11 protein-coding genes are annotated in these 13,935 nt (G+C 45.4%); all 11 read left to right on the top strand.

The genetic code is table 11. The features are described 5' to 3' along the window. Positions 1-92: 92 nt before the first annotated feature. The gene (locus L2747_RS14345) at positions 93-1,772 is read left to right on the top strand and encodes a 4Fe-4S binding protein (protein WP_248999701.1); all 1,680 of its coding nucleotides are present in this window, start codon (positions 93-95) and stop codon (positions 1,770-1,772) included. A gap of 10 nt (positions 1,773-1,782) precedes the next feature. Next, complete coding sequence (locus L2747_RS14340) at positions 1,783-2,457, top strand: TorD/DmsD family molecular chaperone (protein ID WP_248999700.1); 675 nt, start codon at positions 1,783-1,785, stop codon at positions 2,455-2,457. A 169-nt stretch (positions 2,458-2,626) separates the two neighbouring features. Continuing rightward, on the top strand, positions 2,627-2,827 hold the full coding sequence (locus L2747_RS14335; RefSeq protein WP_248999699.1) for a twin-arginine translocation signal domain-containing protein: 201 nt from the start codon (positions 2,627-2,629) through the stop codon (positions 2,825-2,827). A 15-nt stretch (positions 2,828-2,842) separates the two neighbouring features. Then, the gene (locus L2747_RS14330; RefSeq protein ID WP_248999698.1) at positions 2,843-5,692 is read left to right on the top strand and encodes a formate dehydrogenase subunit alpha; all 2,850 of its coding nucleotides are present in this window, start codon (positions 2,843-2,845) and stop codon (positions 5,690-5,692) included. Between the two features lie 26 nt (positions 5,693-5,718). Next, positions 5,719-6,306: a formate dehydrogenase FDH3 subunit beta gene (gene fdh3B / locus L2747_RS14325; RefSeq protein ID WP_220779766.1), complete on the top strand. Its 588-nt coding sequence runs from the start codon at positions 5,719-5,721 to the stop codon at positions 6,304-6,306. A gap of 52 nt (positions 6,307-6,358) precedes the next feature. Then, positions 6,359-7,369, top strand: a complete 1,011-nt coding sequence (locus tag L2747_RS14320) for a formate dehydrogenase subunit gamma (RefSeq protein WP_248999697.1) — start codon at positions 6,359-6,361, stop codon at positions 7,367-7,369. Positions 7,370-8,111: 742 nt separating this feature from the next. Next, on the top strand, positions 8,112-8,309 hold the full coding sequence (locus tag L2747_RS14315) for a twin-arginine translocation signal domain-containing protein (protein WP_248999696.1): 198 nt from the start codon (positions 8,112-8,114) through the stop codon (positions 8,307-8,309). Between the two features lie 18 nt (positions 8,310-8,327). After that, positions 8,328-11,183: a formate dehydrogenase subunit alpha gene (locus L2747_RS14310; protein WP_248999695.1), complete on the top strand. Its 2,856-nt coding sequence runs from the start codon at positions 8,328-8,330 to the stop codon at positions 11,181-11,183. 29 nt (positions 11,184-11,212) lie between these two features. Beyond that, positions 11,213-11,782 carry a formate dehydrogenase FDH3 subunit beta gene (gene fdh3B / locus L2747_RS14305; protein WP_248999694.1) on the top strand — a complete coding sequence of 190 codons (570 nt, stop codon included), beginning with the start codon at positions 11,213-11,215 and terminating at the stop codon, positions 11,780-11,782. Positions 11,783-11,857: 75 nt separating this feature from the next. After that, positions 11,858-12,841: a formate dehydrogenase subunit gamma gene (locus L2747_RS14300; RefSeq protein ID WP_248999693.1), complete on the top strand. Its 984-nt coding sequence runs from the start codon at positions 11,858-11,860 to the stop codon at positions 12,839-12,841. Between the two features lie 879 nt (positions 12,842-13,720). After that, positions 13,721-13,918: a twin-arginine translocation signal domain-containing protein gene (locus L2747_RS14295; RefSeq protein WP_248999692.1), complete on the top strand. Its 198-nt coding sequence runs from the start codon at positions 13,721-13,723 to the stop codon at positions 13,916-13,918. The last annotated feature ends 17 nt before the right edge of the window (positions 13,919-13,935 follow it).

Here is a 13,935-nt window from a genome sequence, read left to right as displayed (position 1 = left end):
TGAGTAATAAAAAGCTGATGCCAATAATAGGCATGATGAGAACAGCGATACTCGTATACGGAAGCAGCCAAAGAACTGTTCAGGAACGCAATGTGAGCAATAGTGAAACGCAAGTCGGACTCAAAGAGGTTCGTCAAAAGGTCCTTGCAGGGACTCAGGTGATTCAAAATCTGATCCCACCGACCGTTAGCTACACCACCGAAGGCAACGTCTTGGTGATCGGCCCGGAAGATTTGGCGCGCCTAGCGGCAGACAAATTGTCCAGCATGGGGCAGTGCGCGATTTTAGCCAACGAGCCAATTACTAGCCAAGATGAAGATCACCTTGAAAAAGTAATGAATGCTGCTGAAAACGTAGAAAGTTACTATAACAAGCTAATCGAAATTAAAGGTTTCTTAGGCCAGTTCCAAGTTAAGGTTGAGCACGATAACGGCAGTGCAGAACTAAGCACTGTGGCTATTCGTAAAGCCCACTTCGACTTGATCCTTGATTTGAGCATGAGCCCATGCATCAACCTAGAAATGCTGCCGCCAGGCTATTTCTATGTCGGTCAGGATGAAGCTAAGCTGGCTGATGCACTTGAACAGTTACCAGATCTTATCGGTTCATTTGATAAGCCACGTTACGTGAAAATTAACAGCGATATTTGTGCTCATAACCGTAATGGTAATGAAGGCTGTACGCGTTGTTTAAACTTCTGCCCAGCGGATGCTATTTCTAGCGTTGCCAAGAAGATTGAAATAGACCCATACCTTTGTCATGGCGCTGGTAGTTGTACTAATGCTTGTCCAACAGGCGCGATTAGTTATGACTTGCCAACACCGCAAGCTATGCATACTTACTTGCAAAAGCTAGTGACTAAGTTCCGCGCAGAAGCGCAGGTTGCACCGGTTATTCTTTTCCATGATATGGGTAAAGGCGCACAGTTAGTGACTGACGCACTTGCTGGTGAAATCATTCCAATTGAAATGGAAGAGATCACGGTTGCGAGCATGGATCATTGGTTGTCTGCTCTAGCATGGGGCGCACGCCAAATTTTGGTTCTGCAAACAGATGTGACTGCACCAACATTGACGCAGATGCTTAATGGTGAGCTTTCATTAGCGAACGATATTCTTGATGAAATGGGTCAGCCACAACGCATTAGCTTAATCAATGAAGCGCATTTGACTGAAGCGGGTGCGAGTGAGTTGTCTGAGCTGCTTAATACCAGTGCAAGCTGGCCAGTGATAGTGCCTGCTGAATTTGCTGCAACCACTAAGCGTGAAACTATTTACAACGCCATCGATCATCTAAATGAACAAGCTGCATCGGTTGATACCTGCTTATCTCAAAGCAATATTCCATACGGCCAAGTTAGCGTAAACACTGAGAACTGTACCTTGTGTATGTCTTGTGTGGCGACTTGTCCTACTTGGGCATTGACCGATGGTGGCGATCGCCCGGCATTACACTTTGTAGAGCAAGACTGTGTACAGTGTGGTTTATGTGAAGCAGCTTGTCCTGAGAAAGTTATCAGCTTAACGCCTCAGGTTAATCTCGATAAAGCTGCGCGTCAGGAGCGTCAAACCCTGCATGAGGAAGCCCCGTTCGAATGTATTACTTGCGGCACACCGTTCGCAACGCAATCCATGGTGAAACGGATGTTAGATGTGGTTGGAACCCACAGTGCCTTCAGTGCCAACACAGACCGTTTAAAGATGTGTGGTGACTGTCGAGTTAAAGACATGTTTGAAGACATTCTTCAAGATCCTGAAAAGCAACTGCGATAAGAGTTTAACCATGACCGAATTAGTAAGAGAAGTTTCAGAAAACGATGAGCTAAGAGCCGATATTTATCAGTTGCTTGCAGCGTTATTACGTCGCCAACCAAGCCCTGAGTTGCTTGCGTTCTTATCGGGCTTAGAAATTGACGCTGACGACGACAGCGACATGACTAAAGCTTGGGTTGGACTTAAATTGGCCGCACAGCAATTCAGTGATGAACAACTTGAAGATGAGTACTTTAACGTGTTCCTTGGTGTAGGTTGTGGCGAAATCCTGCCTTACGGTAGCTGGTTTATGACTGGCTCATTGATGGATAAGCCATTGGCTTTATTGCGTAATGATCTAATGCAATTAGGTTTTGAGCGTGAAGAAGAAGTTAAAGAACCAGAAGACCATGTTGCTGCACTTTGCGAAGTGATGGGCACCTTGATTTTAGAAGCTCCTGGCTACCGTCAGCTTGCTTTCTACCAGCGCCACATGGGTAGCTGGATTGAGCGCTTCTGCGATAGCTTAGCAAAGGCACCAAGTGCTGCTTTCTATGCAACAGTGGCTCAGCTTGCTAAAGCATTCTTCGTGATTGAAGCGAAAGAGTTTGAACAGTTAAGTCTAAACATTCCGGTTAACTGCCCAGGCAGCGAAGCGGAAAGTATAGAAAAGATTGAGCCATCTACCAATGAGTTAGCGTCTTAAGCGCAGGTAGAGGTTTAGATTTATGTCAGTTCAGAGTTTGTTAATCGATAGATCTGAGCTGACATAGACAAAAAATGGGAGTCTTATTTGATAAGAGCCCAACAAGAACTGGATAGAGAGTTTAGTGATAAGCATTTTATCTTAATTTTAGGAAATCTAAGGAGACACTATGAAGAAGCAAGCTTCCGACATGGGCCGTCGTCAATTGCTTAAAGCATTGGCAATCGGCGGTGCGGCTGGCGCAGTTGCAACTGCAAGTGGACAAGCTCTTGCCGCAGAACCTGAAGCAACGCCAGTTGCTAAAAAAGGCAGCGGCTACCAAGAGTCTGACCATGTTCGTAGTTATTACGACACACTGCGCAGTAAATAATTAAAGGAGAGTGTGATGCGATTAACCCGCAAAACAGACCAAGCTGCAGCAAGCAACAAAGCAGTTTTAGGTTTAAACCGTCGCCAATTCCTCAAGTCCGCGAGCCTCGCGACAGGCGGTATTGCAGCGGCATCAATGCTAGGCGCAGGAATGATGCGCAAAGCTGAAGCAAAAGATATTCCCCACGACACCCCCACCGAAACTAAACGTACTATCTGTTCTCATTGCTCTGTTGGCTGTGGCGTTTATGCCGAAGTTCAAAACGGCGTATGGACAGGTCAGGAACCTGCATTCGATCACCCGTTTAACGCTGGTGGACACTGTGCAAAAGGTGCTGCGCTGCGTGAACACGGTCACGGTGAGAAGCGTCTTAAGTATCCAATGAAGTTAGAAGGCGGCAAGTGGAAGCGTCTTTCATGGGAGCAAGCGATTGAAGAAGTTGGTCAGCAAGCACTAGATATTCGTAAAGAATCGGGTCCTGACTCAGTATTCTTCATGGGTAGTGCCAAGTTCTCTAACGAACAAGCTTATATGTACCGCAAGTTTGCGGCAATGTGGGGCACCAACAATGTCGACCACTCTGCACGTATTTGTCACTCTACCACTGTAGCCGGTGTTGCAAACACTTGGGGCTATGGTGCGCAAACTAACTCGTTTAACGATATTCGTAACGCTAAAGCGATGATGTTTATTGGTTCTAACCCTTGTGAAGCTCACCCTGTTGCGATGCAACATATCTTGGAAGGTAAAGAGCGCGGCGCGAAAATTATCGTTGTCGACCCTCGTTTCACCCGAACTGCAGCTAAGTCTGACGAGTTCGTGCATATTCGTCCAGGTACGGATATTCCTTTCATTTATGGTTTGTTATGGCACATCTTCGAAAACGGTTGGGAAGATCAAACCTTTATCGACCAGCGTGTTTACGGTATGGAACGTATCCGCGAAGAGGTGAAGAAATATCCTCCAGCTGAAGTGGCTAACATTGTTGGTGCGACTGAAGAGCAGATGTACCGCGTTGCTAAGTTACTGGCTGAAACTAAGCCGGGGACTGTTGTTTGGTGTATGGGTGGTACTCAGCATCACGTGGGTAATGCTAATACTCGTGCTTACTGCATCCTACAGCTTGCCCTTGGTAACATGGGTGTGTCTGGTGGTGGTACTAACATCTTCCGTGGTCACGATAACGTACAGGGTGCAACGGACTTCGGTTTATTGTTCGATACGCTACCGGGCTACTACGGTCTTAAGACCGGTTCTTGGAAGCACTGGTGTAATGTGTGGGACTTAGATTATGAGTGGGTTAAGAGCCGCTTTGATCAACAGCCACACCTTGGCCAAGATCCTATGACATCAACAGGTATTCCGTGTTCTCGTTGGCACGATGGTGTACTTGAAGACAAGTCTAAGATTGCTCAGAAAGACAATATTCACATGGCATTCTTCTGGGGTCAGTCGGTTAACACTGAAACCCGTGGCCGTGAAGTGCGTGAAGCATTAAACAAAATGAAGACAGTTGTAGTTGTGGATCCATTCCCAACAATGGCTGGTGTTATGCACGAACGTACCGATGGCGTTTACTTACTACCTGCTGCAACACAGTTTGAAACTTATGGTTCAGTATCGGCTTCAAACCGTTCACTGCAGTGGCGTTCTCAAGTCATTGAACCACTATTCGAGTCTAAGCCTGACCATGTGATCATGTACAAGCTAGCCAAGAAGTGGGGCATCGAGAAAGAATTCTGTAAGCATATCAAGGTTAATGGCGATGAGCCGTTGATTGAAGATATGACTCGTGAATTTAACAAAGGTATGTGGACCATTGGTTACACAGGTCAAAGCCCTGAGCGTTTGAAGATGCACCAAGAAAACTGGGGCACGTTCGATATTAAATCGCTTGAGGCACCAGGTGGCCCAGCTAAAGGTGAGACTTATGGTCTACCTTGGCCATGTTGGGGTACGCCAGAGATGAAGCACCCAGGTTCACAGATCTTGTATCGCACTGGTCGTGAAGTCATAAATGGTGGTGGTAACTTCCGTGCCCGTTATGGTGTTGAACATAATGGCGTAAACATTTTGGCTGAAGGTTCTTATTCTAAGGGCAGTGAAATCAAAGATGGCTATCCAGAGTTTACCGACAAGATGCTTAAGCAGCTTGGTTGGTGGGACGACCTTACTGCAGAAGAGAAAGTCCATGCAGAAGGTAAGAACTGGAAGACCGATATTTCTGGTGGTATTCAGCGTGTAGCGATTAAGCACGGTTGTATTCCTTACGGTAACGCGAAAGCGCGTTGTATTGTTTGGAACTTCCCTGATGATATTCCACTACACCGTGAGCCGCTATATACGCCTCGTCGTGACTTGGTTGCTAAGTACCCAACTTACGAAGACCGTATGGTTGCAAGACTTCCTACCCTGTATAAAACAATTCAGGAGCAGGATTTCACTAAAGGCTTCCCATTAGTAATTACTACTGGCCGTTTGGTTGAGTACGAAGGTGGTGGTGAAGAAACACGTTCTAACCCATGGCTTGCTGAGCTTCAGCAGGAGATGTTTATCGAGATCAACCCAGCAGATGCTGCTGATCGCGGTATTCGTGATGGTGATGATGTGTTCGTTCATAGTCCAGAAGGTGCCAAGATCACTGTTAAGGCTATGGTCATTCCACGAGTTGTGCCAGGTGAATGTTTCATGCCATATCACTTCGCGGGTGTATTCGAAGGCAAGAGCCTAGAGAAGAACTATCCAGAAGGAACGGTTCCTTACGTGATTGGCGAAGCCGCCAACACCGTAATGACCTATGGTTATGATGTTGTGACTCAGATGCAAGAGACGAAAGCGAGCTTGTGTCAGGTCAGCAAAGCCTAATTAACTTGATGAGGAGATAAGCCATTATGGCAGTCATGAAATTCTTATGTGACACCAAGCGCTGCATCGAGTGTAACGGTTGCGTCACAGCATGTAAAAACGAAAACGCCTCAGCCATTGGCTGGGGGATCCAACGTCGTCGCGTAGTTACTCTACATGACGGTGAGCCAGGTGAAGCATCAATCTCAGTCGCGTGTATGCACTGTACGGATGCACCTTGTATGGCAGTTTGTCCGGCAGATTGTTTCTACCGTACTGAAGATGGCATCGTATTACACAATAAAGAAACCTGTATTGGTTGTGGTTATTGTTTCTATGCTTGTCCTTTCGGCGCGCCACAGTTTCCACAAAAGGATGCGTTCGGTAGCCGCGGTAAGATGGATAAATGTACTTTCTGTGCCGGTGGTCCTGAGCCAGACTTCTCTGAAGCTGAGCGTAAGCTTTACGGTGCAAACCGTATTGCTGAAGGCAAACTACCAATGTGTGCAGAGCTTTGTGCAACTAAAGCACTGTTGGCGGGTGATGCAGGTGTCGTATCTGATATCTTCCGTGAACGTTCTGCTGCACGACGCGCACCAGGTACTATTTGGGGTTACACCCCAACTACTGGTTAGCAGGGCTGAGTGGGCTAAAAGCGTTGGTTTTTAGCCCAATAAAGGAGTGAGTATGTTTATGAAATCACTGCGCAGCCTTTTTGCTTTGCTAGTTATCCCTTTGGTTTTTTCAATGGGGTTGGGGCTTAGCACCTCCGCAATGGCTGCAGATGAACAATCGAGTCAACAGCAGGCGGCTAAAACCAGTGACGCTGATCTTTGGCGTGCAGTAAAAGCAGGTGAGTCAGGTTACACCGTGGCAGAAGGTGTTGAGCCAGGTGTATTAATTAACGTAGTGGGTAACGAAGGTAAAAACGTTCGCAATCAGTATTTAACTCCTGTTATGGGGATTACGGTTGTTGGCGTATTTGCAGCGTTCCTATTCTTCTACCTAGTAAATGGTCCTTCAAAGTTAAGTAAGGGCTTTTCAGGCAAGATGGTACTACGTTGGTCTAAAGCTGACTTGTGGATCCACTGGATAATGGCGGCTTCTTGTTTAGCGCTAATATTCACGGGACTTAACATCATGTTAGGTCGGTATGTATTGCAACCATACATAGGTGAAGGCCTTTGGGCTGCACTGATTTACGGTAGCAAAACTGTGCACGATTGGGTCAGTCCTATTTTTATCGTGTCATGGATATTGTGTATCGTTAAGTGGATGCCAATGCAGACCTTTAAGATGTATGACTTAAAATGGTTCTTAGTAGTTGGTGGTTACGTCAACTTTGGTCCATTTAAAGGCAAGCACCCTGATAGTGGTTTTGCTAACGCCGGTGAGAAATTGTGGTTCTGGAGCCTTGCATTGTTTGGCTTATTTATCGCAGCTTCGGGGTTAATGTTGGTGTTACCTGGGCTTGATTTGCCGCGTGAAGCGTCAATGGCAGCACTGTTAATTCACTCGATTAGTGCCATTATTATTATCGCATTTACTATCGTTCATATTTGGATGGCGACAGTACTCAGCGAAGGTGGTATGGAGTGTATGGTATCAGGCTACTGTGATGAAAACTGGGCTGTTCAACATCACAACGTTTGGTACGATGAAATTAAAGAAAATAACAGCATAGTTTATAGAGACTAGCGTTAGTTTTGCTTTCATCTAAAAATGCCTCGACTTTGTCGGGGCATTTTTGTTTTCTTCTCATTCAGATTGTCCTTCAGCTCTATTCAGAGGCAGCTCAATAACCAAGTAATTGGTATTAGTTAGATTACCCGCACTAAGCCAGTCAATTACGTAGAGCCGACGTTATCCTATTTATATAAAAACAGGGTTATCAGTAGTTTATATTAGACCTATCTCCATTAGGATCTCTTAGGTCGTATTAATCACTTTTCAAATTGTTGCTTATTGGTGATAAATAAGTGTTAGCTGGATCTGAAGGGGTGAACTGTCATGGCGAGTTTAAATAGGGTTTTGTATAAAAAATATCCCCGCCTAATTTCAAATGTTAATAATTAGCATTTATATAAGCAAATCCTGTGATGTTCTGTATTTGTTAAATTCAAAATGAGGCTCAACCGTCTAATCACTTGTGCTATTTTGATTTACTACACAGTTTTTTCGCTTTTAAATATGCGCCAGTTAACACTTTTGCCTTACCCCTCCTAATAGTCGAAATCTAACCTATCTCAGATCAATTTTTCTTAAGCTAATTTTCTTTATATTAGCCCTGCAATTTTGTTGGATACCTCTAATAAGTAAACAAATTTTACAATGCGGAACATTGGTTTAACAACCGCATGGTTGTCGCTGTAAACGGTAGCATTATTAGACTTATCTTAATTTTTATAATGAGAGTATTCCTTATCTTCCAGGAGTAAAAATGAACAAGCAACAGCCTGATCTGAACCGCAGATCTTTGCTGAAAGCACTGACCATTGGTGGCACCGCAAGTGTCGCTATCGCCGCGACAGGCGTCAGTGTTGCCCAAGCAAGTGAAACTAAAGTCAGTGCAAAGAATGACAATGGCTATCATGAAACTGCGCATATCCGTAGTTATTACAACAGCTTACGCGGATAGTTTAGGAGAATTTAAGCGATGAAGTTAACTCGCAAATCCAATGCGGCACCAACCACAGAGAAAAAAACTCTAGGTCTTAGTCGTCGTCAATTTATGAAGCATGCAGGTATTACATCTGGTGGTATCGCAGCAGCTTCTTTGTTGGGCACCGGCATGATGCGTCGTGCAGAAGCCAAAGACGTGCCATATGATGCACCAACTGAAATTAAGCGTACTGTATGTAGTGCGTGTGCGGTAGGTTGTGGTTTATACGCAGAAGTACAAAACGGTGTGTGGACAGGTCAAGAGCCAGCTTTCGATCACCCATTCAACGCCGGCGGTCACTGTGCTAAAGGTGCTGCACTGCGTGAACATGGTCACGGTGAAAAGCGTCTTAAGTACCCAATGAAGCTTGTTGATGGCAAGTGGAAGAAACTATCTTGGGAGCAAGCTTACAACGAAGTTGGCGACCAAATGCAGACCATTCGTAAAGAATCTGGTCCAGACTCTGTTTACTTTATGGGTAGTGCTAAGTTCTCGAACGAAGGCTGCTACATGTACCGTAAATTTGCGGCAATGTGGGGCACGAACAACGTCGACCACTCTGCACGTATTTGTCACTCTACCACTGTAGCCGGTGTTGCCAACACTTGGGGTTACGGTGCGCAAACTAACTCTTTCAACGACATCCAGAATGCAAACGCAATTTTCTTCATCGGCTCAAACCCGGCTGAAGCGCATCCTGTTGCTATGCAGCATATCTTGATCGCGAAAGAGAAGAATAACGCTAAGATTATCGTGGTTGACCCACGTTTCTCTCGTACAGCTGCTCACGCCGATCTGCACTGTGGTTTACGTCCAGGTACAGATATTCCATTTATCTACGGTATGCTTTGGCACATCTTCGAAAACGGTTGGGAAGATAAGACATTTATCGAGCAACGTGTCTTCGAAATGGACACAATTCGTGAAGAAGTGAAGAAGTTCCCACCTAAAGAAGTTGAGAACATCACAGGCTGCACAGAAGAAGAAGTTTACCAAGCGGCTAAAATGATGGCTGATAACCGTCCTGGTACGGTTGTTTGGTGTATGGGTGGTACTCAGCATCACGTCGGTAATGCTAACACTCGTGCTTACTGTATCCTGCAGCTAGCGCTAGGTAACATGGGCGTGTCTGGTGGTGGTACTAACATCTTCCGTGGTCACGATAACGTACAGGGTGCAACTGACTTAGGTCTATTGTTCGATACGCTACCAGGTTACTACGGTCTTAAGACGGGTTCTTGGAAGCACTGGTGTAACGTTTGGGACCTAGATTACGGTTGGGTTAAGGATCGTTTTGACCAAAACTCATACCTAGGTCGCATCCCAATGAACACCCCAGGTATCCCTTGTTCTCGTTGGCATGATGGTGTGTTAGAAACACCTGAAAAGCTAGCGCAGAAAGACCGCGTGCGTATGGCGTTCTTCTGGGGTCAATCGGTTAACACTGAAACCCGTCAGCGTGATGTGCGTGATGCACTTGACCAAATGGACACCGTAGTGGTTGTGGATCCATTCCCAACTATGGCGGGTGTTATGCACCGTCGTAAGAATGGTGTTTATCTGCTACCAGCTGCAACTCAGTTCGAAACCCAAGGTTCTGTGTCTAACTCTGGCCGTTCACAACAGTGGCGTGAGCAGGTTATTGAGCCTTTATTCGAATCTAAAACTGACCTTGAGATCATGTACCGTCTATCGCAAAAGCTTGGTTTTGCAGATGAGTACACTAAGCGTATTGCTAAAGATGCAAATGACGTATTAGTTATTGAGGACATTACCCGCGAAATTAACCGCGGTATGTGGACTATTGGTATGTCAGGTCAAAGCCCTGAGCGCTTGAAACTACATACCCAAAACTGGGGTACATTCAGCAACAAGACGCTTGAAGCTGCTGGCGGCCCTGCTAAGGGTGACACCTACGGTCTACCTTGGCCATGTTGGGGTACACCAGAGCAGAAGCACCCTGGTACCCAGATCCTTTACAACACAAACAAACACGTACTTGAGGGTGGCGGTAACTTCCGTGCTCGTTACGGTGTTGAGTATAAAGGTAAGAACCTACTTGCTGAAGGTAGCTACTCTAAAGGCGCTGAAATCCAAGACGGTTACCCAGAGTTCACAGCTGACATGCTTAAGCAACTTGGCTGGTGGGACGACCTAACTGCGGCTGAAAAAGCTGAAGCTGAAGGTAAGAACTGGAAGACCGATATTTCTGGTGGTATCCAACGTGTGGCAATGAAGCACGGTTGTATTCCATTCGGTAACGCTAAAGCACGCTGTATTGTTTGGACATTCCCAGACGAAGTACCTGTTCACCGTGAGCCGCTATATACGCCACGTCGTGATCTTGTGTCTAAGTACCCAACATATGCTGACATGCAAGTACACCGTCTACCAACACTGTACAAGACTATTCAAGATATAGACTCAGCAGCTAAGTATCCGCTAGGTCTGACTTCTGGTCGTTTAGTTGAGTACGAAGGTGGTGGTGAAGAATCGCGTTCAAACCCATGGTTGGCAGAACTTCAACAAGAGATGTTTGTTGAGATTAACCCAGCTGATGCGGCAGATCGCAGCATTCGTGACGGCGACACAGTATGGCTAGAAGGTGCTGAAGGTGGTCGTATTAAGATTAAGGCAATGGTCACTCCACGCGTTAAGCCTGGTGTTACTTGGATGCCTTACCACTTCGCGGGTGAGATGCACGGCGAAAGCTTAGCGCCTAACTACCCAGAAGGTACGGTTCCTTACGTTATTGGTGAATCAGCTAACACTGCATTGACTTATGGTTATGACCCTGTGACTCAGATGCAGGAAACCAAAGCATCGCTTTGTCAGATCACTAAAGCCTAAGTGCAGAATTAGCTAGGAGAATTGCCAGAATGGCTACAATGAAATTTTTATGTGATACCAAGCGCTGCATCGAGTGTAACGGTTGTGTCACAGCATGTAAGAACGAAAACGACTCTGCTCTAGAGTGGGGAATTCAACGTCGTCGCGTTGTGACAATCAACGACGGTGTTAAAGGCGAAGCATCTATCTCAGTAGCATGTATGCACTGTAGTGATGCACCTTGTATGGCAGTTTGCCCTGCAAACTGTTTCTACAAGACAGAAGACGGCATCGTACTTCACGACAAAGATACCTGTATCGGTTGTGGTTACTGCCTATACGCTTGCCCATTTGGCGCGCCACAGTTCCCTAAATCAGGTGCTTTCGGTGCTCGCGGCAAGATGGACAAGTGTACTTTCTGTGCCGGCGGCCCAGAAGAGAACTTCTCTGAAGCAGAGCGCCAGAAGTACGGTGCAAACCGTATCGCTGAAGGCAAGCTACCTATGTGTGCTGAGTTGTGTGCAACTAAAGCGCTATTAGCGGGTGACGCAGAAGTTGTTTCTGCCATCTTCCGTGAGCGTGTTGCATACCGTGGTTCTAACAAAAATGTTTGGGGCTAAGCCTTAAATATTGAGTTAGTCCATAATCGCTGCAAGCTATCTCATTGAGATCGCTTGCAGCAATCAGGAGGTGACATGAACAAATGGTTCAAACACATAGGCGTGGCAATTGCACTGTTATTTAGTGTGTCGGTATTTGCCCACGATGGCCCTAAAGTGGGTGACACTAATGAAGTAAATAATGGTCAAATCTGGGCTCAGCTAAAAGCGGGCGAAGAAGGCTATACCACTTCAACGAGTGAGTTCCACGGCCAAGCAATTAACACGTATGACTTACGTGTACTTGAATTGCGCAGTGACATTCTTGCGCCAGCATTAATGGCAGCCCTTTTTGGGATGATCATTATTTTTGTGCTGTTTATCAAAGTGAACGGCATTTCTAAGCTGCACGGCGGATATTCAGGTAAGCTGGTTTATCGTTGGTCTAAGTTTGATGTATCAATTCACTGGCTAGGTGCGATTCCTTGTCTGTTATTGATCTTAACTGGCTTAACCTTGCTTGCAGGGCGTTTCTTCTTCCAGCCGTACATAGGTGAAGGCCTTTGGGCCGGTCTAGTCAACGGTGCTAAGCAAGTCCACGACATCATGGCAATTCCGTTCATGTTAGGTTGGGCGCTAATGGTGACGTTATGGGCTAAGAACCAGATGCCTAAGATGTATGACCTTAAGTGGATGATGGTTGTTGGTGGTTATATCAACTTCGGTCCATTCAAAGGTAAGCATCCTGACGCCGGTTTCGCTAACGCGGGTGAGAAATTATGGTTCTGGGCATTCGCTGCTTTTGGCCTACTCATTTCTGCTTCTGGCATGTTGTTGCTATTCCCGAACTTATTCGAGCCTAGCCGCACTCTAAGCCTAATTGCATTAGTGCTTCACTCAGTGAGCGCTATTATCATTACTGCTTTCTCAATCGTGCATATCTTTATGGCAACGGTTATGTCTGAAGGTGGTATGGAGTGTATGGTTTCTGGTTACTGTGACGAAACATGGGCAAGCCAGCACCATAACCTTTGGTTCGATGAGATCAAAGAAAACGGTACGCTTAAGTACAAAGAATAGTATTCGCTGAATATTGTCGTTAAATGCCCTGACTGAGTCGGGGCATTTTTTTGCTTACAGCTCTTACTTATAAACGCTATTAGCAATTCCTACCAAGTGTCTACCAGCTTTACTGCGATTGCACATACCAAGCCACTATAAGGCTTGTTAGTCCTTATCCATGTATCTCATAGCGACGCCTAATGTGCGCTTGGTCATTCTGCCTTCCTCAAATCTTACTTGCTAGTCATGGAGTGTGCTCTCTGAGCGCTGTATTTAGCACGCAGAGCATCAGTATCTAGAAAGTTCGTCAGCCATAGTTACATTAGGCAGTCTGCTTCGGAGGCTCGCTTACTAACAGAGCCACATTTCCTGCCTATCTGCGTCTTAAATTCGTTTGCCCAGAACTCTTGGTACCGCTCAACTTATTACACTGCTTGGTATTACAGTTAACCAACAAACTAATGCTAAAAAACACTAAATGTAGCTTTAGATGCTAGTTAATGCGGCTTTGGAGGAAACACGTGTTAACTATTGGTGTTGTTGGTGTTTTGGGCTTTAAGTTTATGACTTTAAGTTATTTTCAAGGTTTGGTTTCATAGTTTGTTGTGGATTATTTTGCTACTGAGCTTAAGTTGTCTTATTAAAACATGCTCTACTTAACACTTTTGTTCTGATTTGGCTAAAATCGAATATTTAATCAGATTTAGATCAACTTTTCGGCCATTGAAATTATTTATATTACGCCGGCTATATTGGGGATAACTCTAGTAAATATACACTTTTTACAATGTTAACCGACTGATTAACAGGCGGTTAACCTGCGTTGCAAGTCGTAGCGTTATTGGATCTATCTTAAGTGTTTATAAACAAAACTATTCCTTCCTACTAGGAGTGAAAATGAAAAAGCAACAGCCTGATCTGAATCGCAGATCTTTGCTGAAAGCACTAACTATCGGCGGCACTGCAAGTGTTGCTATCGCCGCAACTGGCGTAAGTGTTGCTCAAGCAAATGAAACGAAAGTTAGCACCAAAAATGTAGATGGCTATCATGAAACTGCACACATTCGCAGTTATTACAATAGCTTACGCGGCTAGTTTAGGAGAAGTACAGC

The sequence above is a fragment of the Shewanella marinintestina genome, from assembly GCF_023283845.1.
GTDB classification, from domain to species: domain Bacteria; phylum Pseudomonadota; class Gammaproteobacteria; order Enterobacterales; family Shewanellaceae; genus Shewanella; species Shewanella marinintestina.
The sequence above is the reverse complement of the archived record's forward strand: the minus strand, read 5'-3'. Positions and strand labels throughout refer to the sequence as shown.

Coding starts and splice junctions, on each gene's coding strand:
- L2747_RS14340 (WP_248999700.1), top strand. CDS start 1,783: ATGACCGAATTAGTAAGAGAAGTTTCAGAAAACGATGAGCTAAGAGCC.
- L2747_RS14335 (WP_248999699.1), top strand. CDS start 2,627: ATGAAGAAGCAAGCTTCCGACATGGGCCGTCGTCAATTGCTTAAAGCA.
- L2747_RS14330 (WP_248999698.1), top strand. CDS start 2,843: ATGCGATTAACCCGCAAAACAGACCAAGCTGCAGCAAGCAACAAAGCA.
- fdh3B (WP_220779766.1), top strand. CDS start 5,719: ATGGCAGTCATGAAATTCTTATGTGACACCAAGCGCTGCATCGAGTGT.
- L2747_RS14320 (WP_248999697.1), top strand. CDS start 6,359: ATGTTTATGAAATCACTGCGCAGCCTTTTTGCTTTGCTAGTTATCCCT.
- L2747_RS14315 (WP_248999696.1), top strand. CDS start 8,112: ATGAACAAGCAACAGCCTGATCTGAACCGCAGATCTTTGCTGAAAGCA.
- L2747_RS14310 (WP_248999695.1), top strand. CDS start 8,328: ATGAAGTTAACTCGCAAATCCAATGCGGCACCAACCACAGAGAAAAAA.
- fdh3B (WP_248999694.1), top strand. CDS start 11,213: ATGGCTACAATGAAATTTTTATGTGATACCAAGCGCTGCATCGAGTGT.
- L2747_RS14300 (WP_248999693.1), top strand. CDS start 11,858: ATGAACAAATGGTTCAAACACATAGGCGTGGCAATTGCACTGTTATTT.
- L2747_RS14295 (WP_248999692.1), top strand. CDS start 13,721: ATGAAAAAGCAACAGCCTGATCTGAATCGCAGATCTTTGCTGAAAGCA.